Here is a 23,438-nt window from a genome sequence, read left to right as displayed (position 1 = left end):
CGATGGGATGAAGATGAATCACCATCGCGCTTTAGGTTATTGTTTGAGCATGATCTTTTCGGAAAACCGCTACGCACTTTTCCGGATCACGCCCTAGGTTTCGAGTTGCTTGCCGAGCGGAAGGTTGCGGATGCGCTTTCCGGTCGCGGCGAAGATCGCGTTCATCATCGCCGGTGCGAACGGGGGAACGCCGGGCTCGCCGACGCCGCTCGGCGGCGTGTGGGGTTCGGGCGGAACGATGTAGACGTTGGTGACCACAGGAGATTCATCCATCCTGATGACCTGGAAGTCGTCAAAGTTCTTCTGCTCCACCTTGCCGTCCTTGAAGGTGACCTCGCCATATTTGGCAAGACTCAACCCCATGATCGCCGCGCCTTCGATCTGCGAGGCGATGCGCTCGGGATTGACATAGGTGCCGCAATCGATCGCGGTGTCGACCCGCGGCACCGTCAGCTTGCCCTTCTCGTCGATAGCCACCTCGACGATGGTCGCGATGTAGCTGACGAAGCTGCGATGCACCGCGATGCCGAGGCCGTGGCCCTTCGGGACCTGGCGGCCCCATTCACCCTTCTCGGCGACCAGCTCGACCACCTTGCGCAGGCGCGCGGTGTCGATCGGATAGCTGTCGAAGGGCTCGCCATAGTTCCACAGATCCTTCACCGCCGGCTTGACGATGCGCGGGCTGCCGATCAGCGCGAGCAGCGTCTCCTTCTGGTCGCGGCCGGTCGCAGCCGCGATCTCGCCGACCATCGACTGCACCGCGAACGCGCGCGGAATGTTCGAGACCGAGCGGAACCAGCCGATACGGGTGAACGCCGCAGCTTCCGGATTCTCGCAGGTGATGTTGGCGATCTCGAACGGCATGTCGACGAGGCCCATGCCGAGCTCGAAGGGAGCTGCGTGATTGGCGCCGGCGGCGAAGGTCGAGGCGATCGTCGGTGCCACGCTGCGATGGCGCCATGCGACCACCTTGCCGCTCTTGTCGAGCCCCGCCTCGATGCGTTCCACCGAGACGGTGTGCAGGAAGTCGTGATGAAGATCGTCCTCACGCGTCCATTGCACCTTCACGGGTGCGCCCAGTTCTTTCGAGAGGAGGGCAGCCTCGAGCGCAAAATCGCATTTCGATTTGCGGCCGAAACCGCCGCCGAGCAGCGTCACGTTGACGGTGACGTTGCCCTCGGGGATGCCGAGCGTCTTGGCGACATCCTCGCGGGTGCCGCCGGGGCTCTGCACCGGCGCCCAGATCTCCGCCTTGTCGCCCTTGACGTCGGCGACCGCCACCGGCGGCTCCATGCTGACATGGGCAAGGTGCGGCAGATAATATTCGCCGACGATGACCTTGTCGGCACTCTTCAGCGCGGTGTCGGCATCGCCCTCCTGGCGCACGACGAGTCCCGGCTTGCGCGCGGCCTCCTCGAGCTCCTTGCGATAGGCGACCGAGTCGTACTTGCCGTTGGCGCCGTCGTCCCAGGTCAGCTTCAGCGCGTCACGGCCCTTGATCGCCGCACCGGTGTTGCGCGCGATCACCGCGACGCCGCCGAGCGGCTGGAATTTCGACGGCCATGGCCAGCCCTGCACCTGCATCACCTTCTCGACGCCGGGGATATTCAGCGCGTTGTCCGGCTCGAACTTGACCAGCTTGCCGCCGGTCACCGGCGGACGCGCGATCACGGCATATTTCATGCCGGGCAGGCGTACGTCGGCGCCATATTGCGCCTTGCCGGTGGTGATGTCGTGGAGATCGACGATGCCGACCTGGCCCTTGCCGAGATAGCGGAAGTCTTTGGGGTCCTTCAGCTTGAGGCCTTCGATAGCAGGCACCGATTCCTTGGCGGCGTCGGCTGCGAGCTCGCCGAAGCCGAGCTTGCGACCACTGGCGCTATGGACGACCTCGTGGTTGACGGCCTTGACCTCGGTCGCCGGCACGTTCCAGCGCTTGGCCGCGGCCTGCTCCAGCATGGTGCGGGCGGAGGCGCCGATCTGGCGCATCGGGATCAGGTAGTGCCGCGTGCTGCGCGAGCCGTCGGTGTCCTGGTTGCCGAACTTCACCTCGTCGCCATGGGCCTGCTGCACCTTCACCTTGGACCAGTCGGCTTCCATCTCTTCCGCCACGATCAGCGGCAGACTGGTGCGGACGCCGGTGCCCATCTCGGAACGGTGAGCGAGGATGGTGACGATGCCGTCGGGCGCGACCGCGACGAAGACGCGCGGATCAACCACGACGCCATGCGGCATCTTGCCGGCGCCGGTTTCGTAGGCGAAGGCCTGGCGCGACATCACGGGTGCGGCGAGCACGAACCCGCCGGTGATGCCGAGCCCCTTCAGGATGCTGCGGCGCGAGACCTTCTCGACCTTGATGTTCTTTTCGAAGCCACGGAGCTTGCCGGGATTGTCGATGAAATTCATGTCACACTCCCGTCGATGCGAGATGGACGGCGTTCTCGATGCGCTGATAGCAGCCGCAGCGGCAGATGTTTCCGGCCATCGCCTCGCGGATTTGGTCGTGGGACGGCTTCGGGTTCTCCATCAACAGCGCCGCGGCCTGCATGATCTGGCCCGCCTGGCAGAAGCCGCATTGGGGCACGTTGACCTGGCGCCAGGCCTTCTGCACCGGGTGGTCGCCGTTCGGATGCAGCCCCTCGATCGTGGTGACCTCGCGTCCGGCGACGTCGTTGATCGACGTGATGCAGGCGCGCACGGCCTCCTTGTCGACGATGACGGTGCAGGCGCCGCACAGGGCCTGGCCGCAGCCATATTTGGTGCCGGTGAGCCCGGCCTCGTCGCGCAGGAACCAGAGTAGCGGGAGATCCGGGTCGCCGTCCCAGCTCTGTTCCTGGCCGTTGATCTTCACCTTGATCATGATCGTCCCTCGCTCTTCATAAGCATGTCGAATTCAAATTCGCCGATTTGGATCGGCGGCGGCTCGTGCGTCGTATCGGCAAATATCTGCCGTCATCCCGCGCGGGCAAATCCCGGAGGGAGGCAGCTACGCCAATGGCGATGTCTGGATGTGCTCGATACCTCCCGTGTTGTTCTTAATTGATTGAACTTCGCGCGGCATCGTGACGGCGCGACCGTAGCAGAGATCGCGCCGGCCCGGCGTTCACAGCCGAGTGTTCTCACCGGGAAAAGATTGCATCGATGGTTTGTCAAAAGCAGGGCGCGACATCAAGCCGCGCGCCTCCCAGGCGGGCGCACCAAAAAGGCTTCGTCCGCGAGAAAAGACTGCACGGACGAAGCAGGATGCCTCAGTCGAGGGAGGGAGAAGCGCAGTCCGCGGACTTCAATCAGGAAGCAGGCGGCACTGCGCAGTCATTCAGAGACCAGGACTGAGGAGCCTATGGCCCTCACGCATACGCGCCGTACAGAGGCGGCGGGGCACGCCGCGATCGTTCCGAGGCCAGACCCGTCCGGCTCGCTGGCGTGGTCGACGCCAGTGAGCGGACGGGCAGGGCCTGTGTTCAGGCGACCTCGTTCAGGCCGCTTTGGCCTTGGCCACGTGGGTCGCGATCGCGTCCATCAGTGCGGGCGACAGGCAGTCATAGGGCTCGAGCCCGATTTCCTTCAGCCGCGCGCGGATGCCCGCCATCTGCTCCGGCTTCACGCCCGATTCGATCACGGAGGAGACGAAGGCGGCGAATTGCGGCGCCTGCGAGCCCTGCTCCTGGAACAGCTCGGGATGGATGAAGTCGAGGCCGTAGAACGGATGGCCCTTGTTCTCGATGCGGCCGTACATGTGCGTGCCGCAGGCCTTGCAGGCGTAGCGCTGGATCACCGCAGAGGGATCGACGATCTGTAGCTTGTCGCCGTTCTCGGTCACGGTGACGTTCTGGCGCGGCACTACGGCCACGACCGAGAAGTTTGCGCCTTGCGGCTTCCAGCACTTGGTGCAGCCGCAGGCGTGGTTGTGGGCGACGTCGCCCTTCACCGCGACCTTGACCGGGTGGTCGTTGCATTTGCAGACCAGCGTGCCGCCGGCAAAGCTGCCGCTGCCCTGTTTGACGCCGTTATCGATCGAGGGATGGAGTGCAACAGTCATGGGTCGATCCTCCTTGGGTGCGATGCCTGTGGGCTAGTACACGACGACGGAACGGATGGATTTGCCCTCGTGCATGAGGTCAAATCCCTTGTTGATCTCTTCGAGCTTGAGTACGTGGGTGATCATCGGATCGATCTGGATCTTTCCGTTCATGTACCAGTCGACGATCTTCGGCACGTCGGTGCGGCCGCGCGCGCCGCCGAAGGCGGTGCCGCGCCAGTTGCGCCCGGTGACGAGCTGGAACGGGCGGGTGGCGATCTCCTTGCCGGATTCGGCGACGCCGATGATGATCGAGGTGCCCCAGCCGCGATGGCAGGCTTCCAGCGCCTGGCGCATCACGGTGGTGTTGCCGGTGCAGTCGAAGGTGTAGTCGGCGCCGCCATCGGTGAGGCCGACGAGATGCTGGACGATGTCGCCCGTAACTTTCTTGGGATTGACGAACTCGGTCATGCCGAACCGGCGGCCCCAATCCTCCTTGGCGTCATTGATGTCGACGCCGATGATCTTGTCGGCGCCGGCCATCTTGGCGCCCTGGATCACGTTGAGGCCGATGCCGCCGAGGCCGAACACGACCACGTTGGAGCCCGGCGTGACCTTGGCGGTGTTGACGACGGCGCCGACGCCGGTGGTGACGCCGCAGCCGATGTAGCAGCTCTTGTCGAACGGCGCGTCCTCGCGGATCTTCGCCACCGCGATCTCCGGCAGCACGGTGAAGTTCGAGAAGGTCGAGCAGCCCATGTAATGGTAGACCGGCTTGCCCTTGTAGGAGAAGCGGCTGGTGCCGTCGGGCATCACGCCCTTGCCTTGCGTCGCGCGGATCGCGGTGCAGAGATTGGTCTTCTGGCTCAGGCAGCTTTTGCACTGCCGGCATTCCGGCGTGTAGAGCGGAATGACGTGGTCGCCCGGCTTCACCGAGGTCACGCCGGGACCGATCTCGCGGATGATGCCGGCGCCCTCATGGCCGAGGATCGAGGGGAAGATTCCCTCGCTGTCGAAGCCGTCGAGCGTGTAGGCGTCGGTGTGGCAGATGCCCGTCGCCTTGATCTCGACAAGGACCTCGCCGGCCTTGGGTCCTTCCAGATCGACTTCGACGATCTCGAGCGGCTTCTTGGCTTCGAAAGCGACGGCGGCACGTGTCTTCATCGGTAGCTCCTCAAATTCTCATCAGACGCCAGGAAGTAGTCTTGGCAGTCTCCGTAACGTTCATTTCTTGCCCATGCAGGCGTCTTCAGCCTTGGTGTAGGCCTCGTTCTTCTCTTCCTTCTTGGAAGGACGCTGCCGGCCCCAGGCTTCGGTCGAGCGCGCGCGGAGATAGACGTAGAGATCGTCCATGTAGCAGGCGACATTCGGGTTGTCGCCGAACGCCGGCATGACGTTCTCCTGCGCGGTCGAGATGTTCTTGCGGCCAGAGGCAACGACGCCGAGGAAGTCGCCGTAGCTCATGGTCTTGACGGAATCCTTCAGCGCCGGTGCGTAAGTGGATCCCATGCCGTCGGGGCCATGGCAGACGTGGCAGTCGGAGTGATAGCGGCGGTAGCCGGAGTAGGTGAACCAGTCCACGGTGCCATCGGCCGAAATCTTGTAGGTCGGGTTTCCTTCCTTATCGAGCCATTTGCCGTCGTCTTCCTTCTTCACGGCGGTCGGGTCGCCCGGACCGTCCGCGATCGCAATTCCTCCGGACCCAACGAAGATCATCGCAGCAATGACAAAGCAGATTTTACGCAAGAGATTTTTCCTCGGAAGGCGTTCGGTGGAGACGAACCGGCGCGTGGAGCGATCCACGCGCCGGAGCGATGCTGAGGGGCCTAGTTGGGCAGCGAGAACACGGTCAGCGTACCGCCGAGAGCCGTGTAATTGCTGAGAGCCGCATAGCCGCCGACTGCGCCGAGACCGGCGGTCGGATCGGTCAGACCAGCTGCCAGACCGATGCCAGCCCAGCCGCCGACACCCGAGAGCACTGCGACATACTGCTTGCCGCCGTTCTCATAGGTGGTGACGTTGCCGATGATGCCGGAGGGAGTCTTGAACTTGTAGAGCTCCTTGCCGGTCTTGGCGTCGACCGCCTTCAGGTAGCCTTCGAGCGTGCCGTAGAACACCACGCCGCCGGCGGTTGCGAGCGCACCCGACCAGACCGAGAACTGCTCCTTGTTCGACCAGACGATCTTGCCGGTCTTGCCGTCCCAGGCGATGAAGTTGCCCATATGGCTTTCACCCTGCGGCGGATACATCGAGAGCGTCGCACCCACATAGGGCTGGCCCGCGGTGTAGCTCACCTTGAACGGCTCGTAGTCCATGCAGACGTGGTTGGTCGGAACGTAGAACAGCTGCGTTTCCGGCGAGTAGGCTGCCGGCTGCTCGTCCTTGGTGCCGAGCGCGGCCGGGCAGATGCCCTTCACGTTGTGGTCTTCACCGGCCTTGTCGGTCGAAGCTGCGTCGAGCACCTTCGGACGGCCATAGGTCGCCGAGTTCTTGTCCATGTCGACGCCGGAGGTCCAGTTCACCTTCGGATCGTACTTTTCGGCGACCAGCAGCTCGCCGCTCTCACGGTCCATGGTGTAGGCGAGACCGTTGCGGTCAAAATGGGTCAGGAGCTTGCGCGCCTGGCCGTTGATCTGCTGATCCGAGAGGATCATCTCGTTGACGCCGTCATAGTCCCACTCGTCGTGGGGCGTCATCTGGTAGACCCACTTGGCCATGCCGGTGTCGGCGTCGCGCGCGAAAATGGTCATCGACCACTTGTTGTCGCCCGGACGCTGCTTCGGATTCCAGGTCGAGGGATTGCCCGACCCGTAATAGACGAGGTTCAGAGCGGGATCGTAGGACATCCAGCCCCAGGTGCAGCCGCCGCCGATCTTCCACTGATCGCCTTGCCAGGTCTTCAGCGAGGAGTCGGCTCCGACCGGCTTGCCGAGCGACGTCGTCTTGGCCGGGTCGACCTTGATCTGGTCATCCGGGCCTTCCGAGAAGGCGCGCCAGACCTGCTTGCCGCTCTTCAGATCGTAAGCGGTGACGTGGCACTGCACGCCGAACTCGCCGCCGGAGATGCCGACGAGGACCTTGTCCTTGACGACCAGCGCCGCCGACGTGCCGGTCTCGCCCTTCGCCGGATTGCCGTTCGTCGCCGACCAGGCCACCTGACCGGTCTTGGCGTCGAGCGCGACGAGGTTGGTGTCGGCCTGATGCAGGATGATCTTGCCGTCGCCGTAGGACAGGCCGCGGTTAACCGTGTCGCAGCACATCACCGGGATGACGTTCGGGTCCTGCTTCGGCTCGTACTTCCAGATGATCTTGTTCTCGTTGGAAAGGTCAATGGCGTAGACCTTGTTCGGGAACGGTGTGTGGACGTACATGACGTTGCCGATGATCAGCGGGCCGCCTTCATGGCCGCGCAGCACGCCGGTGGAGAAGGTCCAGGCGACCTGGAGCTTGCCCACGTTTTGTGCGTTGATCTGGTTCAGCTTGGAATAGCGGGTATTGGCGTAGTCGCCCGCCGGCATCACCCAGTCTTTCGGGTTCTGCGACATCTTGATCAGCTCATCATTGGCTGAGGCGCTGCCGACGGCGAGAGCCGCCGCGGAGCCAAGATAAGTCGCCAGTAGCACCTTGCGCATAGTTATTCCTCCGTTGGTCTCGTTTATTGTTTCCGAAGCATTGATCAATCACCGGGCTTCTCGTCCGGCGTCTGCTCGTGCAGGGCGGTCACGATTGGGACCAGAAACGATGCTGTGCTGTTTCCTCCTCCTGGATGAGAGCCACGGGTCCACGTGCAGGAGCGGCCCGTTCTTGTTGTTCCTGACGCAATCCGTAACGGCTTCGTCATCGGGAAACTTGCCCAAGAGAGAAGGCGGTTTGCTCGACAGCGCACGGAGGTGAAGATTTTGATTTTGCAGTAGCGAATTCAGCGGCTTCCGCGCGGCTTCTGGAGCGCCGTCAGCACTCAGGTTCCCCTTGACGGCGGTGCAACTAAGGCGGAGGATTAACTTTAAAGGGTGGCAATGGGGCGATGGCGCTCGCTGCAAAAGACCGCTCAAATTCGAGGTAAACGTCACGCAATCACGGCTGAGGGCTCCGGCAGCGCCGGTCGCGATTCGCGTCCAATCTCCGGATCAAACCAGTGGCTGGATTAATGTCCGACACAATTCACACGCTCTCGACGACCGGAATGACGCCGAAGCGCCAGATCCAAAGCTGGATCGACGGGCTCACGAGCCTGTGTGGGCATTTCGACGTCGATCCACTGGAGGCGTCCTCGCTCGAAGGCCGCATCGACTACACCTCCGTCTCGCGCCTGAAGCTGTGTCAGATCGAGGTGAGCCAGCATCGCATCGCGCACACGCTGGCGCGCGCCAAGGCCAATGAACACCCGTACATCAAGATCCACTTCCAGACCTACGGCGTGTCCTATTTCGAGCAGGAAGGCCGCCATATCGAAATCAATCCCGGCGACATCATCGCTTATGACGTCTCCTGTCCGCATTCGATCATCAGCCCCGCCTTCACGCGTCACGACGTCGTGATCGTGCCCAAATCGTTGCTGCGCGATCGCGGCTTCCCGTCGCAGCGGATGCCAGCCTGCAAATTGTCGGCGAAGACCGGCACGGGGCGTATCGCTCATGACTTCGTCCATGCAACCTTCGACGAGGCGGCCAAGCTGTCGGCGAACAGCGCGGTCGGCGTCGCCGATTCGCTGATCGACCTGTTGCTGCTGCCGCTGCGCGAAGCCGACACGATGTTCGATCGCGTCGGGCCCGAGGCGATGTATGTGCGCGCGCAGTTCTTCATCCGCGAGCACCTGCGCGACCCAGATCTGTGCATCGACCAGATATCGGCCGAGCTCGGCTGCTCCAAGCGCTATCTGCACATGCTGTTCTCGGAGCGCGGCACCACCGTGAGCGACTACATCTGGCAGGCCCGCTTGCAGAACTGCCGCCAGGAACTCGAGGCCCACGCCGGCAAGACCATCACAGACGTCGCGTTCTCCTGGGGCTTCTCCAGCTCATCGCATTTCAGCCGCGTGTTCCGGAAATATTTCGGCGTGGTGCCGTCCTCGATCCACAAGGCGCAGCAGGCCAGCGCCGTCGCAGACGAGCATTAGACAGTCGTCGCCGCGGTCGCTCCAGCGATAATGGTGCCGCTCAGGCCGTCGTCGCCATGTAGGGAATGCTGGTCAGGAGCGCGGCGAGCAAAGCCGCGTTGCCGAGCATTCCGCTCCAGTGCAGCCGGCGTAGCCGACGCGGCGCCTCGGCATCGCCGGCATCCCTTGCGCTGAGCTCGTCGTCCATCCGTCGCATGAACCACGGGCGTCCCCAGATGGCGAGGGCTGTGAGCATGGCGACGCCCAGCGCGGCGAGCAGGCGACCGTCGAGGAGCAGAGCCACCGTTCCGATGAGGCCGGCAACACGCATCACCAGGAAATGCGCATTGAACATTCCGCGCAGCAATTGAGCGACGGGCTGGATGTCGAGCTTCACCAGCAGGAAGGCGGGCGAGGCCAGCGTGAAATAGCCCATCGGAAAGAGCAGGATGATCATAACGGCGACGGCGACTGCATCCGGTGTCATGCGATCTGCCCTTCTTGTGTGCGCTGGCGAGGGTTTCCGGCGCACAATCATAGCGGGAAAGTACGTTTTCCGACACTAGGCTTTTGGTCGGACGCCGGGCCGAAGAGTGACCGGCGCCGTGTCGCGGTTCGTGCTTCAGGCCGGCTCGAGGCCGAGCGACTTTGCGCTCTCGATCCAGATCGGCAGCTCGCGCTGATACAGCTCGTTGGTCTGCTTGAAGCCGATCGCCGGCTCGAGCACGAAGGTCGCGAGAACCTCCTTCACCTTCGGATCGCTGTTGGCGGCAACGCAGAGCTCGGCGAGGCGGTCGACGACCGGTTGCGGCGTCGCTTTCGGCACCGCCCAGCCGGAGAAGCCGCTCACCGTGAAGAATTTCGACGTCGCGCCCTGCTCGGGGAGGGTCTTGATCGCCGGGATCGCGTCGACCTTCTTCGAATGCACCGCGAACACGGTGCCGCGATCGCTTTGCAGGACCGATTGCGCCGCCGTGTAGCTGCCCATGGCGGCATCGAGCGTGCCTTCCAGCATGCCGGTCCACATCGGCGCCTCGCCGCGATAATGGACCGGCTCGATGTTGAGGCCGTACTGCTTGTTGAGCTCGTTGATCGTCATGTGCGGCGCCGAGCCCGCGCTGTAGGTGCCGAAATTCACCTTGCCGCTCTTGCGCGCGAAGGCGACGAAATCCTCCAGTGTCTTGACGCCGGTCTTGGGGTTCGCGATCAGCAGCAGGCCGGCGCCCGGGATGACGCTGACCAGCGTCAGATCCTTGTCCATGTCGTAGCCGGGATTCTTCATCACCACCCGGTTCATGATGAAGGTGGTCGAGATCGAGCACAGGATGGTGTGGCCGTCAGGCTCGGCGCGGGCGACTTCCGCCGTGCCGATCGCGCCGGAAGCGCCGGGCTTGTTCTCGACGACGACGGTCTTGCCGACCTGCTTGGAGATGAATTCGCCATAGGCACGCGCGAGCAGGTCGGTCTGCCCGCCGGCCGGGTAGCTGCAGATCATGCGGATCTGCCGCGACGGCCACGTGCCTTGTGCCGAGGCGCCGCGCGGGACAAAGGGCATTGCGAGTACGGCGCTGCCGGCGGCGATGAAGTGGCGGCGATCGAATTTGGCGGACATGATTCCCTCCTGATTTTTGCCGAACCTACTGCATCAGGCTGGCGCCATCATGGGCGGGAGGCGAGACAGATTGGCGCATTCGAGACGGTGTGGACGGACCTTTCTCCCGTCTGCCGGACAATCAGGCCTTCCGCATCATCCGCAGCCAGACAATCTCGGTCAGCGCCACCGCAATCAGGCCAAAGGTGCCGCCGATCAGCACGTTGACGATACGCTCCTCGGCAATGCCGCTGGCGCCGCCGGCGAAGGATGCCGCCAGCGCGATGAAGAAGCAGCGCAGGCCGAAGCCGACGACATAGCGGGAGAACGAGATCAGCGTGAGAGTGGCCGCGAGCACCGCGATCGCATAGCCAACGCGGCTTTGCGGCAGGGCAAGGCCGGCGAGAAAGCCGAGCGGCACGCCGACGACGGCGCCGATCGCCCGCTGCTTCAGCTTGCCGGTTGACGCGGTGAGGTCGCCGACCACGACGCTCGCGGCCGACCACATCACCCATTGCCCCTGCGCAAGGTTCAGGATCTCGACCAGCGCCGCCGCCGCGAACACCGCCATGGCAGTCGCGAGCGCGGCCAGAAACCATTCGGCCGCGGGCGGTCCGAACGAGGTCGCTGCAGTGCCGCCCCGGCGCTGGTCGTAAAGCTGGATGGCGCAGACCAGCGCCAGCGCGATCGGAGAGGAGACGATGATCACGCCGGCATGACGCAGCGCTTCCGAGGCGCTGACGCCCTCCCGCACCTCGCAGGCGAGATAGACGGCGGGGATGAACACCCAATTGCCGAGCGTGCGAAAATGTTCGCCGTAGCGCGTTCCCGCGACAGCCAGGAAGCCGGCGAGCGCCGTCAGCACCACGAACAGCGGCTTGACTGGAGCTGCGAAGAACAGCACGGCAAAGGTGACGAGGATGGCGAGATAGTGCCAGGCGACGACTTTCGGCGGAAAGTGCTGCCGGAGCGCGGGAATGAGCAGCGACACCGCAACTAGGCCGAGATTGAGCAGTGCCGTCTCGCGCGCGATGAAATAGGCGGCGACCATCGGCCCGACCACGATCAGCGCGCGCACGAGCTCGGCGGACTTGACCTCGCGGGCGAGGAGACCGCGCAGGCCCGCGGCGGAGGGAATCGTGGGGGAATTCACGGGGCACCAAAGCGGCGAATGAAATGCCGATCATAGCACGGAATGGTGCAGAAACTTTGCGTATGGCGCGACGGCCTTTCCACGCACTCGCTGTCATCGCCCGGCTTGACCAACCGCCAACCTGTCAGTGATGTGTCCGAACAGGTGTCAGCCATGTCTCCGGTCTAAACATCAAGCCGGGGCATGAAAGCGGTGGCGTGCGGCACGCAAGGCCACCTCACCGCTGAATGATCTTCGTCCAGACCTCACCCAGGATCGCGGGCTCGCGTGGCGGCAGATAGGTGAGGCCGGCCTGTTTGCCGAGCTCCGCGATCTTGCCCTCGGCCGCAAGCTCCGCCAGCGCCTTGTTGACCGCATCCATCAGCTCGCCGTTGCCGGCAAGCCCGACATAGCCGCGATTGGCGCCGATCGGGTAGTAATAGCCGGAGGCGGTCACGGCCGTATCGGGATGCACGGCGCGATAGGCATCGAACCGGGCGAGATCGATCAGCGTCGCGTCATAGTCGCCGCGCTGGAGCGCGCCGAGCAGGTCGTCTCGGCCGGGGACGAGATGGGTGATGCTGTCGATCAGGCGTCCCTTGTCGAACGTCATCAGGATGGCATCGCCGAGCGAGCCGGTCTCGATCGCGAGGCGAAGGCCCGCAAGATCGCCGATGTCGCCGATCTTGCGGCCCTGCACCTTCGGCCCAAGCAGGACCGTCATCGGTGAATAGACATAAGGCTGGCTCGGCGCGAGCACGCCGAGCGCGACGCGGCGGCGCCTGTCGTCGCGCGTGGCGCCGGCAAAGTCCGGTAGGCGCGCCGTCTTCATGCCGGGCTTGACGAGGGAATCCGTCGTCAGCGCGTAGCCGCCGACCAGCGCGCAGCGCCCGTCGGAGAGCAGCGCGTTGGCTTCGAGCTGCGGGCTCGAATCCTCATCCAGCTTGCTCTCGAACCACTGGATCGCCAGCGGTCGCCCCAGCCGCTGCGCGATCGCCTGTGCCAACAGGACGTCGAAGCCGGCATCCGGCTTGCCCCTGTGATGCGCCGAGAGCGGCGGCCGGTCCTCGTCGAGGCAGATCCTGAGTGGATCGTCGGCCGCATGCGCGGTGGTCGCCGCGAGAATCGCGCCAACGCTCCATGCTGCAAGCCAGGCCCTCACGGCTTTCTCCGGCTCGAGACGAAGGCCCAGAGGTCCCCGATCTCGTCGTCGCTGAGGATGTCGCTCCAAGGCGGCATCTTGTTGTTCTTGCCGTTCTTCACGGTGGTGACGAAGCGCGTCTTGTCGTCGGGAAAGGCGCGCAGATCCGGCGTGATGGTGCCGGAATTCATCATGTTGGGGCCGTGGCAGTGCGAGCATTTCGAAGCATAGGTCGACTTGCCATGATCGATCTGAGCCTGCAGTGGATTGCCGGTTGCGTCGTCCGCGGCACGGACGGTCGCCGCAAGCGCGACCGTCAGCACCACGGCGGTGGCGAGGACCGCCACCGTCTTGTGAGATATGTCTTTCAGCATCGCGCCGCGGTTATTGCTTGACCGCGAAGACCCACAGCGAGCCGCCGGCCGGCACGCTCGCAAGCCGTTCGTCGCCCGAGAAGATCGAGTAGACGCCGCCATAGCCGCTGGTCACGGCGACATATTGTACGCCGTCCTGCTGCCATGTGATCGGTTGTCCCTCGATGCCCGAGCCGGTCTGGAACTGCCAGAGCTTCTTGCCGCTGTCGGCGTCGAACGCTTCGAACTCTCCGGTCAGTGCGCCCGTGAACACGACGCCGCCCGCCGTCGACAACACGCCGGAGAAGCGCGGAATATCGCTCGGCGCCTCCCACTTCGCCTTGCCGGTCATCGGATCGATCGCCTTGAGGTGACCACGCGGTCCGTCGGGCCAGTCCCAGAGGTCCGTCAGATCCATGCCGAGGTACCATTCGCCGGCCTTATAGGTCACCGGCTCGGTCTTGTAGTGACCGCCGAATGCGAGCGTGTTGGCATAGGCAAGTCCGGTCTGCGGATTGAACGACATCGGCTCCCAGTTCTTGCCACCGAGCAGCGATGGGTAGACGACGACCTTCTTGCCTTCGCGGGCATCCTTGCTGACGTCCGTCTCGATCGGCCGGCCCGTCTTCATGTCGATGCCGGTCGCCCAGTTCACCTTCACGTAAGGATTGGCCGCCAGCAGCTTTCCGTTGGTGCGGTCGAGCACGTAGAAGAAGCCGTTGCGGTTGGCGTCCATCAGCACCTTGGTCGGCTTGCCCTCGACGTTCATGTCGGCGAGCACCATCTCGGCCACGCTGTCATAGTCGAACGGATTGTTCGGCGAGAACTGGTAGTGCCATTTGATCTTGCCGGTCTTGGGATCCATCGCCAGCACGGAGCAGGTGTAGAGATTGTCGCCCGGGCGCACTGCCGAATTGAACGGGCCGGGATTGCCGATGCCCCAATAGACAGTGTTCAGCTCGGGATCGTAGGAGCCGGTGATCCAGGTCGAGCCGCCGCCGAGCTTCCAGGTGTCGCCTTTCCAGGTGTCGCCGCCGGGCTCGTCCGGCGAGGGGATCGAATGGGTGCGCCAGAGATGCTTGCCCGTCGCGGGATCCCAGCCGTCGATGAAGCCGCGGGTGCCGAATTCTGCGCCGGAGATGCCGGTGATGACGACACCGTCGGCCACCAGCGGGGCCACCGTCATCGAATAGCCTTCCTTGATGTCGGCGGCCTTCTGCCGCCACAGCTCCTTGCCATCCTTGGCATCGAGCGCGATCACGTTGGCGTCGAGCGTGGTGCGAAACGCCTTTCCGTCGTAGAGCGCGGCGCCGCGGTTGATGATGCCGCAGCAGACGACGCGCGGCGTCTCGGCGGGATATTCGATCTTGGATTTCCAGATCTGCTTGCCGGTCTTGGCGTCGACCGCCATGGTCGCGTTGTGGGAGGTCACGTAGATCACGCCCTGGTACACCAGGGGCTGGGATTCCTCGCTGCGATCATCGTTGAAGGAGTAGTTCCAGACCGGGACGAGGTTCTTGATCGTATCCTTGTTGATCTGGTTCAGCGTCGAGAAACGCTGAAGATTGTAGCCCATCCCGTAGTTGAGAACGTTCGATGTATCGGTCGCGCCCTTGACCAGTTGCTCGGTGGTCTGGGCGCTTGCACATGTCGATGCAAGCATGACGAGGCTCGCGGCCATCGCAAAGCGTTTCATCCGTTCCTCCCAATATGCGCGCCTTTTGACGCCGCGACGTAACACTCCGCCCGAATGCAAAACCCGTCAATACGAAAGTCGAAAGGGTGCTGGATGCGCCTTCCGGAAACCTGACAATCGACCCGCGCTTGTGTGCAGGCGCTGCAAAAATTCCGCGGCGTGAAGCAGTGCCGAGCACGGACCGCCGATTTCGACAACTGGGTTCCGCGGGTTGTGCAGTGCGCAGGTTGCATTCCGGGCTTGAACCGGGGCAGGCTTGCGGACTTATGTCATTTCGCCCCGCGAGGATCGCGGCTCATGGCCAGGAGGTTTCGATGATGTCACGTCGCTCGATTGCGCTTGCGCTTACGATTGCAGTGCTGTCCGGTCCAGCCTGGTCGGCTTCCGGCAGTGCGGTGAAGATGTTCGACACCGACAATGACGGCACGCTCGATCTCGCCGAGGTGAAGAAGGCCGCGAGCGCATTGTTCGCCAAGCTCGATCCCGACCACGACGGCACGCTCGATGCGCGCGAGTTGCGCGGGCGGTTATCGGCGAAAGAGCTCGCCGCCGCCGATCCTGATCATGACGGGACTCTCACGCTCGACGAATACCTGGCGGTGGTCGAGCAGCGCTTCAATGCAGCAAATCCCGACAAGGACGGAACGCTGGATGCGAAGGAATTGAACTCGCGCGCCGGCCGCGCGCTGCTGCGCTTGTTGCGCTGAGCGCGTCAAGGGGAACAAGCCCGACGACGGCGGACGCGATCAATTCCGCTCCGACATCCGGAACATCGGGCTGCTCGGCCTGTTCTCTCCGCAATTCCCGCCGGCGACCGGGGCTGCGCGACGGGAGCAGAGGAGATGACGCAGATGAACACGAAACGATCCGTCCTTGCTGCATGCGCGATCCTGACGTTGAGCGCTGGTGTCGCCGTCGCAGGCCCCTGCAACACCGGTAGCGCAGCCAACGACAAGGATGCCGGCTCCGGTCCCGTCACAGTGGGCTCGGCGCAGTCCCATTCGTCGAGTTCAGCGAGCGACACCAGCCAGCATCCGCCGACCAGCACGATGAATCGCGCAAGCGGTGAAACGCCGGCGTCGTCCGAGGATGCGCAGCGGCAGATGCAGAGCGAGCCGACAGCGGCTCAGCGGGCCGAAGGTGCCAAGCCGAACACAGAGACGGCCGACAAGGGTTGCTGACGGCGAGGCCCAGGGTCGTGTCGATTCGACGTGCGGTGCGCCGCACAAGCGGGTTCTCTGCGGGTCGTGTTTGACCAAGAGGGAACTGGCTTTGCCCGAGAGAGAAATGCAGTCGCGAAGAATCGACACAGACCTGCGCGGCACTCGAATCGAAGCTTGAACTATGGATGACGCAGCCCTAGGTTTTGCCCCGCGCGATGTCGCGCTCAATTCCTTGGGGAGACCCCGAATGGCCTGGAAAGCTCCGAAGATCGTCGAAGTGCCGGTCGGCATGGAAATCAACATGTACGCCTGCGCTGCGCGCAAGTAAGACCGACGACCTGCCGCGGCTTCGATGGCGAATGTCCTCGCAGCCGTGGCAGTGTTGTTGCCTGTCACAGCCGCGTCCCGCGCTTTTCCCTTGATGCTTTGCCGATGATGCAAAGCCACACTTGTTTGGATGGCGGCACTCCACCTCCAAAAATCCCGATCGTGCTCTTGCTGCGGTGTGCTACGCTGATCCTCAGTCAGCGCTATTGCCGCATCAAATCGGCGCGCGCATGCGGAAGTCGGGATGCGGATCGGAGCTTTCAGATTTTGGACGGCGGTGGTGTGCGGCCTCGCGGCTGCCCCGGCATGCGTCAGCGCCGAGGAGGGCTTCGATACAGAGCACATCTTCGGCTTCATGATCGGCACCGATGTCGGCAATCCCGGCGAGCGTGAATTCCAGACCCAGACCACGGGGCGCTTCGGCAAGGGCGGCACCTATCGTGCCCTCGCGCAGGAGGTCGAGATCGAGGTGGTGCCGCTGCCGAACTTCCGCATCGAGCTCGGCGGCACCGCCAGCTGGCACGATATCACCGGCGTCCCCGATCTCGACGACCGCCGCCAGTTCAACTTCCAGGGCGCCTCGCTCGACCTGCGCTATCGCCTGCTCGACCGCGAGCGCGCGCCGTTCGGCCTGACCATCGCCGCCGAGCTCCACGGTGACCGCATCGACGAGACCAGCGGCGCCAAGGGGCGGATGTACGGCACCGACTTCACGCTCGCCTTCGACCGCGAGCTCGTCCCGAACTTCGTGATCGGCGCGCTCAATTTGATCTATCAGCCGGAATGGGCGCGCTTCGAGGTGGCGGGCGTCTCGGAAAAGAGCTCGACCATCGGCGCCGCCATCGCCGGCCTGGTGCGCGTGCGCCCCAACGTGCTGCTCGGCGGCGAGATGCGCTACTTCCGGCAATATGAAGGCATTGGCCTCGGTGAGTTCTCAGGGCAGGCCCTGTTCGTCGGCCCCACCGCCTATTTCCAGCTTTCGGAGCAATCGCGGCTCACTCTCAGCTGGAGCATGCAGGCCTGGGGCCGGCCGGCAGGGATGGGCGGCAATCTCGATCTCGTCAATTTCGAGCGGCACCAGGCAAGATTGGTGTTCGGAGTGAACTTCTAGGACGAGGTCGTCATGCCCGGGCATAGCCGTCTGAAGGACGGCGTCGCTTCCGCTCGCCTATGCCCGGGCATCCACGTTCTTTCGTGCCGCGGGGCAAGGCGTGGATAGCCGGGACGAGGCCCGGCCATGACGATGCGGAAGCCTTTGGTGTTTCGCTTCCCAAGGGCGGCGCGGGGTGCGGCCAGTTCCCTCCACCCCCTCACGCCGGTTTGAAACTTCCCTCTCCGTGGAACGTAGCCTTTCATGCTAACGTTGATTGCCCCGCGAGAGGACCCGGCATGAATCCGATCGACCTTGTGGTGACTGTGTGTGCGGTGCTCTCGCCTGCGACCTGCGAGGAGCAGCATCTGGTGTTCAACTATGCGGGCTCGCCGCGGCAATGCGCGATGGCTGCGCCGCCCTATATCGCGCAATGGATCGGTGATCACCCGAAGTGGCAGGCGGTGCGATGGCGCTGCGAGTATCCCCATCCGAACGACAAGGCGTGAGGCGCGCGCACGGGCCTTAGTCCCTCATGGCGAGGAGCCGCGAAGCGGCGTCTCCGGACGATGCTTCGCATCGCCGGGAGAACCATGAAGGCCCCGCTGCTGCAGCCGGGCCCTTCATCCTTCGAGACGCCTGCTCCGCAGGCTCCTCAGGATGAGGGAGAGCCACTACTTCGTGCAGTCCTTCAGATCCTTGTCGGCGATCGAGAATACCGCGTCGGCCCTGATCTCGATGTCGCGAACGATGCACTGCCGCGCGCTGGGATAGCTGACCTTGGCGTCGTAGCGGCCAGGCTCGACGCCGGTGATGCGCAGCCGCTCGTCGTGGTCGACCTCCTTGTCCTTGTCGTTCAGGCACTGGTTCGGGCCCCAGTCGGCCTTGCCGGCAGGCGAGAGCTGGAAACCGGAGATCGTCTCGGTCGTCAGATTCCAGAGCCGGATGCCCTTGCCCTTCGTTTGGGCGGCGGCTTCACCGGCACACACCAACGCCGCGATCAAGACGAGACACCAACGCATCATTTCGCACTCCCCAAAGCGGCGCCGCTATTGTCTGATCAGGCGCTCCCGGTTCTTTGCCTTGTCGAAATTCTTGGCGCGGTCAAGGCCGATCGGCGCGACCAGCCTGGTCGAGACGAGATCGGCGTCCTCGAAATCGGTGCCGATGACGGTTGCTCCACTCAGGTCGGCGCCACCGAGCTGGGCGCCCTTGAGCGAGGCGGCGGTGAGATCGGCGCCTTTGAGGGAAGCAAATTCGAGGTCGGCGCGCGAGAGATCGGCGTCGCGCGCGTTCAAGCCGGTCAGATTGGCCGAGCGCAGGACGGCGCGCATCAGCCCCATCGACTGGTTGCGCATGTCGGCGCCAAGACGCGCCTCCGCGATCGAGGCGCCGACGAGGCTTGCGCCGGTGAGATCAGCGGCGATGCGAGCGCCGGTCAGATCGGCGCCGTCGAGTCGGGCACGGACCATTTGCGTAGCGAACAGGTTCGCGCCCCTGAGGCTTGCGCCGGTGAGATCGGCCTCCAGCAGCCAGGCCTGATCGAGGATCACGCGATCCAGGTGGGCGCCTGCGAGCTTGGTCTTGTTCAGCCGTGCCGCGCGAAGAATGGCGCCGGACATGTTCAGGCCCGACAGGTCGAGGCCCGAGAGCCGCTTGCCGGTGAAGTCGGCGGGTGCGGCCGCGCTCGCTCCCGCGAGCATGGTTTCGACCTCTGCCCGGCTCATCTCGGCCGACGTCATCGCAGGCGAGGTGAGGTCAACGTCGCGCATCATGTCCTGCGCGTTTGCCGCTTGTGCGGCGAGCACGACACCGAGCGCTGTCAGGACAACCGTTGCCTTCATCGTAGGCTCCGCTTCACGTCTGTCTAGCACGCAGGCGGCACGGGTGCCTATGAGATATCCCGCCCGGCGTGCTCGCTCTGCGTCCACCGCACCAGGCTGGCCTTGATTGCGGCGATCTCGGCCTCGCCCCGCGCGGCGCGCGGGATAGCGATCGGCACTTCGGCCAGAATCCGCGCCGGGCGCGGCGACAGGAAGAACAGGCGGTCGCCGAGACGGATCGCATCGTCGAGGCTATGGGTGACGAGCAGTGTCATCACCGGGCGGCTCGCTACCAGTGTCGCGATCTCGTCGCGCAGCCGGCCGGCGAGCGCGTCGTCGAGCGAGGCGAGGGGCTCGTCGAGCACGAGCAGATCGGGCTCGACCCCAAAGGCGCGGGCCAGGGCGACGCGGCGGGCGAGCCCCAGCGACAATTCGCCCGGAAAGTGGCTGCGATGGGCTTCGAGCTCGAGGATTTTGAACAGCTCCGACAATTTTGCGTCAGTGACATCAGGCGCTGCAAGCCGCACATTCTGTTCGACCGAGCGCCACGGCAGCAGCCGTGGCTCCTGGAACACCATGCCGATCCGCGCCTCCGGCGGACGCGTGATGTGACCCTGGAAGTCGTGATCGAGCCCGAGGATGATGCGTAGCATCGTGCTCTTGCCGCAGCCGGACGGCCCGATCAGCACGCCGACCTCGCCGGATTGAATCGCGAACTTGACCGGCGCCAACACCTCGTGCGTTCCGCCCGCGGCACTCCTGAAGGTCTTGCCTGTGATGCCGACCTCAAGCCGCACGGGGTCGCCACCGTGTTGCGCGGGCTTCGAACGGCTGCACCAGCAAGGTCTCGATCACGAGCACGACCGCCGCGAAGGTCAGCGAGTAGGCCAGCAGCCGCGGCGTGTCGAACAGCTGGAAGGCGACGCCGATCTCGAAGCCGACGCCGTTGGGCCGGCCCAGGAGCTCGGCGACCAGCACGATCTTCCACACCAGCGATAGTCCGGAGCGGGCCGAGGCGGCGATATAGGGCGCAAGCTGCGGCAGCACGACATGGCGGAAGGCGCGCCAGCGCGGCATCGCGAACACGCTCGCCATCTCGTCGAGCGAACGGTCGAGCGCGCGCGTGCCCTCGCGCAGGGTGACGATGGCGGTCGGCAGCTTGTTGATGGCGATCGCCGCGATCGCGGCGGCTTCGGTTAGCCCGGCCCAGATGTAGGCGAGCACGATCACGACCAGCGCCGGCAGATTGAGCAGCAGGATCAGCCAGGGATCGCCGAGCCGGTCGGCGAGCCTGACCCGTCCCATCAGATAACCGATGGCGCTGCCAACCGACATTGCGAGCGTGAAGGCGAGCGCGACGCGCGCCAGCGTCGCGCCGAGATGCAGGAACAGCGCGCCGCTCGAGGCCTCCGCGATCATCACCTGGAGCACGGCCGGCGGCGAGGGCAGCTTTGCGCCGCCGACGAACAGCGCGGCGATCCACCAGATCGCGAGAAACAGGGCGAACGAGAGAAGACGCAGCACCTCAATCTCCGGGGACCGCGTGATAGAAGGTACCGGCATCGAGCTCCGCCGCGGGGCCGACGAGGTCCCGCCCGCCGATCTCGGCCAGCACGCGGTAGAGCACGCGTGCGTCCTTTTCCTCGTCGTCGATGCTCCGGCGCGGAATGCCGTCGCGATAGCGGTCGCGGTAGGCCTTGAGCATGGTGGCATCGCTGGTGCCGGTCAGCGGCGCGATCTTGTCCCAGGCTTCGTCCGAGGTGGTCAGCAACCGCTTGGCCTTGCGGGTCATCGTGATGAAGCGCGCCACGGCATCCTTACGACTGGCCGCCCAATTCTCGTCGAAGACATAGCCGACCGCAGACACAGCGCCATCCGCGCCCAGCTTCGGCAAAATGTCCTCGATCCCCGCAAGGCGCCGAAACCCCTTGGCCTCGAGCTGGGCGCAAAAATTCCAGAAATTGAGACTCGCATCCATCTCGCCGTCGAGCGCCTTGGCGGCGATCAGCGGCGGGGCGCCATAGACGATGGTCGCCGCCGACTTGAGGTCGATGCCATCCTGCTTCATCCGCGCCTGCAGCAGCAGCCAGCTCTTGTCGATCGCGCCGCCGCCAACGCCAAGCTTGCGGCCCTTCAGATCGGCCAGCGTCTTGAGCGGTGAGGCCGCGGGCACCATTACCGCGCCGAGCGCGCTGGAATAGGGATAGAAGGTGAGCTTGGCGCCGAGCGCACGCTCGCGCGACACCCACAGCCAGTCCGACAGGATGATGTCGGCACTGCCTGCGCGCAGCGCGATCTTGCCGGCTTCGGGGCTCGCAAGCTCGGTGACCTCGAGCGACAGGTCGGCCTCCTTGTCGAGCCCGGCGCTGCGGATCGCAGCCAGCTCCCAGGAGAATGTTCCGGTCTTCTGCACCGCAAGGCGGATCGTATCCGCGGCGTGGCCGGGCGCAACCAGCGTCAGCGCCAGCGTCGTCGCGAGCGCCAATGTTCGACCAAATGCTCTCATCACCTTGTGAGCCGTTTCCTCTGACAGAGTGCTTTTCAGGACAATACGCATAGCATAGCTTTGGTCGCAACCAGCGGGAGGACGCTCATGAAACTGGCCGGGCAGCTAGGACCGATTGTCGCCGCATTGGCGGTATTGGCGGCGACCGCATGCGTGGCGCGGGCCGAGGAGGCCAATGATTATCCGACGTCGGCGCGCGCGGAATATGTCTATGGTTGCATGAAGGCGAATGGCGAGAGCCGGCAGTCCATTGAGCAATGTTCCTGCTCGATCGACGTGGTCGCCTCGATCGTGCCCTATGCGCGCTACGTCACCGCAGAGACCGCGCTCAGCATGTCGCAGGTGCGCGGCAATCTCGGCGTCCAGTTCCGAACCTCTGAGCAGGCGAACTCGGCGGTGAACGATTTGCGCCGCGCGCAGGCCGAGGCTGAGGTGAGGTGTTTTTGATTTAATGCTGCGCAGACGGTGCTCTGTTCCTTCTCCCCTTGCGGGAGAAGGTGTCGCGAAGCGCCGGATGAGGGGTTCTATCCGCGAATTCTAGTGAGAGCGGCGTGCGCGGAGGGATACCCCTCACCCGTCTCGCCGCTATGCGGCGATCCACCCTCTCCCACAAGGGGAGAGGGGGAGAGAAGCAAGCCTCTCGTCTTAAGTCCCCGGCTTCTCCACATCCCACTCATTGCGGAACACGTGTCCATCCGTGTCCTTCGCTTCCGCGCGGAAACGCTTGGCGCCGTTGGAGACGTAGGTGAAGCGCAGGTTGGGATCTTCCGAGATCGAGATGCCGCCTTCCATCGACAGCACCGGGCTGTCGTCCTGCGTCAGCTTGAGCTGGTTGATGAAGAAGGCGGGGATATAGAGCTGCGTGACCTGGTCCATCTGCAGGCCGGAATTGTTGGGATGACCGATCATGATCTGCGCTTCGCGGACACGGCTCGCGGGCGCGTCCTCGCGCACGAACTGACGGTAGCGCATCTGGCCGAGGCGGTTCTTGGCTTCCTCGACGTTCTTTCCGGCCGGCGCGGAGCAGCCGCCGGACGCCTTCACATACACTTTCGAGACGTAAAGCTGGCCGTCGCTGAGCTCGGCGACCGCATGCACGTCGGTGTAATTGTTGACGCGCACCCGCGTGGAAATCTCGGTGACGTTGGCATCCGCGCCGAGCTCGAACTTCGCCGCCATCGGCGCGGGGTTGCGGTCGATCACCAGCGTGATCGAGCGGATGCGGCGGCCGTCAGCCGGCGACAGCTTGCTGCGCAGGGTCACGGGCACGATGGCCGCGTCCTCGGCGCGATAGGGCATCTCGATGCCGATGACGTCGTTGCCGTCATTCATCGGACGGCTGCTGAAGATGTCCTGCACCAGGCCCGGCCAGGGATCGTAGGCCTCCTCAGCCTGTGCCGGCCCGGCGAAAGCGAGGCCGAGCAGTGCGGCGATCAGGGGCAGGCGGCGTGTGCATCCCGTCATGGTCGTGGTCCCGTGCGGACGAAGCTGTCCGGGTCAGCG

25 protein-coding genes are annotated in these 23,438 nt (G+C 64.4%); 7 read left to right on the top strand and 18 right to left on the bottom strand.

The window, feature by feature from the left end; genetic code table 11:
- Positions 1–93 precede the first annotated feature (93 nt).
- From WN72_RS34095 to xoxF5, 6 genes are all read right to left on the bottom strand, one after another.
- Entirely contained in the window at positions 94–2,406 is a 2,313-nt protein-coding gene (locus WN72_RS34095) for a xanthine dehydrogenase family protein molybdopterin-binding subunit (protein WP_092216079.1), read from the bottom strand.
- Position 2,407: 1 nt separating this feature from the next.
- The gene (locus WN72_RS34090; RefSeq protein WP_027562354.1) at positions 2,408–2,860 is read right to left on the bottom strand and encodes a (2Fe-2S)-binding protein; all 453 of its coding nucleotides are present in this window, start codon (positions 2,858–2,860) and stop codon (positions 2,408–2,410) included.
- 615 nt (positions 2,861–3,475) lie between these two features.
- On the bottom strand, positions 3,476–4,039 hold the full coding sequence (gfa, locus tag WN72_RS34085; protein WP_027562355.1) for an S-(hydroxymethyl)glutathione synthase: 564 nt from the start codon (positions 4,037–4,039) through the stop codon (positions 3,476–3,478).
- Between the two features lie 33 nt (positions 4,040–4,072).
- Positions 4,073–5,182 carry an S-(hydroxymethyl)glutathione dehydrogenase/class III alcohol dehydrogenase gene (locus WN72_RS34080; RefSeq protein ID WP_027562356.1) on the bottom strand — a complete coding sequence of 370 codons (1,110 nt, stop codon included), beginning with the start codon at positions 5,180–5,182 and terminating at the stop codon, positions 4,073–4,075.
- A gap of 60 nt (positions 5,183–5,242) precedes the next feature.
- A complete protein-coding gene (locus WN72_RS34075) occupies positions 5,243–5,734 on the bottom strand; it encodes a c-type cytochrome, methanol metabolism-related (protein WP_027562357.1) in 492 nt (163 codons plus the stop codon).
- A 110-nt stretch (positions 5,735–5,844) separates the two neighbouring features.
- Entirely contained in the window at positions 5,845–7,650 is a 1,806-nt protein-coding gene (gene xoxF5 / locus WN72_RS34070; RefSeq protein WP_027562358.1) for a lanthanide-dependent methanol dehydrogenase XoxF5, read from the bottom strand.
- A gap of 515 nt (positions 7,651–8,165) precedes the next feature.
- Here xoxF5 and WN72_RS34065 point away from each other — a divergent pair.
- Entirely contained in the window at positions 8,166–9,134 is a 969-nt protein-coding gene (locus WN72_RS34065) for a helix-turn-helix domain-containing protein (RefSeq protein WP_027562359.1), read from the top strand.
- 40 nt (positions 9,135–9,174) lie between these two features.
- Here WN72_RS34065 and WN72_RS34060 read toward each other — a convergent pair whose 3' ends face one another.
- From WN72_RS34060 to WN72_RS34035, 6 genes are all read right to left on the bottom strand, one after another.
- Positions 9,175–9,600, bottom strand: coding sequence for a hypothetical protein (locus WN72_RS34060; RefSeq protein WP_092216078.1), 426 nt, complete (start codon positions 9,598–9,600; stop codon positions 9,175–9,177).
- Positions 9,601–9,735: 135 nt separating this feature from the next.
- A complete protein-coding gene (locus WN72_RS34055) occupies positions 9,736–10,725 on the bottom strand; it encodes a Bug family tripartite tricarboxylate transporter substrate binding protein (protein ID WP_027562361.1) in 990 nt (329 codons plus the stop codon).
- 121 nt (positions 10,726–10,846) lie between these two features.
- Complete coding sequence (locus tag WN72_RS34050) at positions 10,847–11,857, bottom strand: FUSC family protein (protein ID WP_027562362.1); 1,011 nt, start codon at positions 11,855–11,857, stop codon at positions 10,847–10,849.
- Positions 11,858–12,074: 217 nt separating this feature from the next.
- On the bottom strand, positions 12,075–12,998 hold the full coding sequence (locus tag WN72_RS34045; RefSeq protein WP_092216077.1) for a substrate-binding periplasmic protein: 924 nt from the start codon (positions 12,996–12,998) through the stop codon (positions 12,075–12,077).
- Positions 12,995–13,351: a c-type cytochrome gene (locus tag WN72_RS34040; protein ID WP_027562364.1), complete on the bottom strand. Its 357-nt coding sequence runs from the start codon at positions 13,349–13,351 to the stop codon at positions 12,995–12,997. Before WN72_RS34040 ends, WN72_RS34045 begins: the two co-directional genes overlap by 4 nt.
- Positions 13,352–13,361: 10 nt before the next feature.
- Entirely contained in the window at positions 13,362–15,026 is a 1,665-nt protein-coding gene (locus WN72_RS34035) for a methanol/ethanol family PQQ-dependent dehydrogenase (RefSeq protein ID WP_092216076.1), read from the bottom strand.
- Positions 15,027–15,340: 314 nt separating this feature from the next.
- On the opposite strand from WN72_RS34035, the gene lanM reads away from it, so the two are divergent.
- The 5 genes from lanM (at position 15,341) to WN72_RS34010 (ending at position 18,115) form a co-directional block, all read left to right on the top strand.
- Positions 15,341–15,733 (top strand): lanmodulin LanM, encoded by a 393-nt coding sequence (gene lanM, locus WN72_RS34030; protein ID WP_027562366.1) that lies wholly within the window; start codon positions 15,341–15,343, stop codon positions 15,731–15,733.
- Positions 15,734–15,877: 144 nt separating this feature from the next.
- Positions 15,878–16,207: a hypothetical protein gene (locus WN72_RS34025; RefSeq protein ID WP_167380808.1), complete on the top strand. Its 330-nt coding sequence runs from the start codon at positions 15,878–15,880 to the stop codon at positions 16,205–16,207.
- Between the two features lie 229 nt (positions 16,208–16,436).
- Positions 16,437–16,517, top strand: coding sequence for a pyrroloquinoline quinone precursor peptide PqqA (gene pqqA / locus WN72_RS34020; protein WP_012029362.1), 81 nt, complete (start codon positions 16,437–16,439; stop codon positions 16,515–16,517).
- A 243-nt stretch (positions 16,518–16,760) separates the two neighbouring features.
- Positions 16,761–17,627 carry a DUF6662 family protein gene (locus tag WN72_RS34015; protein ID WP_092216074.1) on the top strand — a complete coding sequence of 289 codons (867 nt, stop codon included), beginning with the start codon at positions 16,761–16,763 and terminating at the stop codon, positions 17,625–17,627.
- Positions 17,628–17,905: 278 nt separating this feature from the next.
- A complete protein-coding gene (locus tag WN72_RS34010; RefSeq protein WP_027562369.1) occupies positions 17,906–18,115 on the top strand; it encodes a hypothetical protein in 210 nt (69 codons plus the stop codon).
- A gap of 165 nt (positions 18,116–18,280) precedes the next feature.
- Here WN72_RS34010 and WN72_RS34005 read toward each other — a convergent pair whose 3' ends face one another.
- The 5 genes from WN72_RS34005 to WN72_RS33985 are packed head-to-tail and all read right to left on the bottom strand — an operon-like array spanning position 18,281 to position 21,935.
- On the bottom strand, positions 18,281–18,628 hold the full coding sequence (locus WN72_RS34005) for a hypothetical protein (protein WP_092216157.1): 348 nt from the start codon (positions 18,626–18,628) through the stop codon (positions 18,281–18,283).
- Positions 18,629–18,655: 27 nt separating this feature from the next.
- A complete protein-coding gene (locus WN72_RS34000) occupies positions 18,656–19,450 on the bottom strand; it encodes a pentapeptide repeat-containing protein (RefSeq protein ID WP_092216073.1) in 795 nt (264 codons plus the stop codon).
- Between the two features lie 47 nt (positions 19,451–19,497).
- Entirely contained in the window at positions 19,498–20,226 is a 729-nt protein-coding gene (locus WN72_RS33995) for an ABC transporter ATP-binding protein (RefSeq protein WP_092216072.1), read from the bottom strand.
- Complete coding sequence (locus tag WN72_RS33990; RefSeq protein WP_092216071.1) at positions 20,216–20,953, bottom strand: ABC transporter permease; 738 nt, start codon at positions 20,951–20,953, stop codon at positions 20,216–20,218. Before WN72_RS33990 ends, WN72_RS33995 begins: the two co-directional genes overlap by 11 nt.
- 1 nt (position 20,954) lies before the next feature.
- Entirely contained in the window at positions 20,955–21,935 is a 981-nt protein-coding gene (locus WN72_RS33985) for an ABC transporter substrate-binding protein (protein WP_167380807.1), read from the bottom strand.
- A gap of 87 nt (positions 21,936–22,022) precedes the next feature.
- Between WN72_RS33985 and WN72_RS33980 the strand changes: the two genes are divergently transcribed.
- Positions 22,023–22,382, top strand: coding sequence for a hypothetical protein (locus WN72_RS33980; RefSeq protein WP_092216070.1), 360 nt, complete (start codon positions 22,023–22,025; stop codon positions 22,380–22,382).
- A 198-nt stretch (positions 22,383–22,580) separates the two neighbouring features.
- On the opposite strand, the gene WN72_RS33975 is transcribed toward WN72_RS33980, so the two are convergent.
- Positions 22,581–23,399, bottom strand: a complete 819-nt coding sequence (locus tag WN72_RS33975) for a quinoprotein dehydrogenase-associated SoxYZ-like carrier (RefSeq protein WP_092216069.1) — start codon at positions 23,397–23,399, stop codon at positions 22,581–22,583.
- Positions 23,400–23,438 lie beyond the last annotated feature (39 nt).

This window comes from Bradyrhizobium arachidis (genome assembly GCF_015291705.1).
In the GTDB taxonomy this organism is placed as follows: Bacteria; Pseudomonadota; Alphaproteobacteria; order Rhizobiales; family Xanthobacteraceae; genus Bradyrhizobium; species Bradyrhizobium arachidis.
This window is presented reverse-complemented; position numbering and strand designations above follow the sequence as displayed.

What these genes read in the sequence shown, in the direction of transcription:
- WN72_RS34095 (WP_092216079.1), bottom strand. Translation starts at nt 2,406, where the DNA reads ATGAATTTCATCGACAATCCCGGCAAGCTCCGTGGCTTCGAAAAGAAC.
- WN72_RS34090 (WP_027562354.1), bottom strand. Translation starts at nt 2,860, where the DNA reads ATGATCAAGGTGAAGATCAACGGCCAGGAACAGAGCTGGGACGGCGAC.
- gfa (WP_027562355.1), bottom strand. Translation starts at nt 4,039, where the DNA reads ATGACTGTTGCACTCCATCCCTCGATCGATAACGGCGTCAAACAGGGC.
- WN72_RS34080 (WP_027562356.1), bottom strand. Translation starts at nt 5,182, where the DNA reads ATGAAGACACGTGCCGCCGTCGCTTTCGAAGCCAAGAAGCCGCTCGAG.
- WN72_RS34075 (WP_027562357.1), bottom strand. Translation starts at nt 5,734, where the DNA reads ATGATCTTCGTTGGGTCCGGAGGAATTGCGATCGCGGACGGTCCGGGC.
- xoxF5 (WP_027562358.1), bottom strand. Translation starts at nt 7,650, where the DNA reads ATGCGCAAGGTGCTACTGGCGACTTATCTTGGCTCCGCGGCGGCTCTC.
- WN72_RS34065 (WP_027562359.1), top strand. Translation starts at nt 8,166, where the DNA reads ATGTCCGACACAATTCACACGCTCTCGACGACCGGAATGACGCCGAAG.
- WN72_RS34060 (WP_092216078.1), bottom strand. Translation starts at nt 9,600, where the DNA reads ATGACACCGGATGCAGTCGCCGTCGCCGTTATGATCATCCTGCTCTTT.
- WN72_RS34055 (WP_027562361.1), bottom strand. Translation starts at nt 10,725, where the DNA reads ATGTCCGCCAAATTCGATCGCCGCCACTTCATCGCCGCCGGCAGCGCC.
- WN72_RS34040 (WP_027562364.1), bottom strand. Translation starts at nt 13,351, where the DNA reads ATGCTGAAAGACATATCTCACAAGACGGTGGCGGTCCTCGCCACCGCC.
- WN72_RS34035 (WP_092216076.1), bottom strand. Translation starts at nt 15,026, where the DNA reads ATGAAACGCTTTGCGATGGCCGCGAGCCTCGTCATGCTTGCATCGACA.
- lanM (WP_027562366.1), top strand. Translation starts at nt 15,341, where the DNA reads ATGATGTCACGTCGCTCGATTGCGCTTGCGCTTACGATTGCAGTGCTG.
- WN72_RS34025 (WP_167380808.1), top strand. Translation starts at nt 15,878, where the DNA reads ATGAACACGAAACGATCCGTCCTTGCTGCATGCGCGATCCTGACGTTG.
- pqqA (WP_012029362.1), top strand. Translation starts at nt 16,437, where the DNA reads ATGGCCTGGAAAGCTCCGAAGATCGTCGAAGTGCCGGTCGGCATGGAA.
- WN72_RS34015 (WP_092216074.1), top strand. Translation starts at nt 16,761, where the DNA reads ATGCGGATCGGAGCTTTCAGATTTTGGACGGCGGTGGTGTGCGGCCTC.
- WN72_RS34010 (WP_027562369.1), top strand. Translation starts at nt 17,906, where the DNA reads ATGAATCCGATCGACCTTGTGGTGACTGTGTGTGCGGTGCTCTCGCCT.
- WN72_RS34005 (WP_092216157.1), bottom strand. Translation starts at nt 18,628, where the DNA reads ATGCGTTGGTGTCTCGTCTTGATCGCGGCGTTGGTGTGTGCCGGTGAA.
- WN72_RS34000 (WP_092216073.1), bottom strand. Translation starts at nt 19,450, where the DNA reads ATGAAGGCAACGGTTGTCCTGACAGCGCTCGGTGTCGTGCTCGCCGCA.
- WN72_RS33985 (WP_167380807.1), bottom strand. Translation starts at nt 21,935, where the DNA reads ATGAGAGCATTTGGTCGAACATTGGCGCTCGCGACGACGCTGGCGCTG.
- WN72_RS33980 (WP_092216070.1), top strand. Translation starts at nt 22,023, where the DNA reads ATGAAACTGGCCGGGCAGCTAGGACCGATTGTCGCCGCATTGGCGGTA.
- WN72_RS33975 (WP_092216069.1), bottom strand. Translation starts at nt 23,399, where the DNA reads ATGACGGGATGCACACGCCGCCTGCCCCTGATCGCCGCACTGCTCGGC.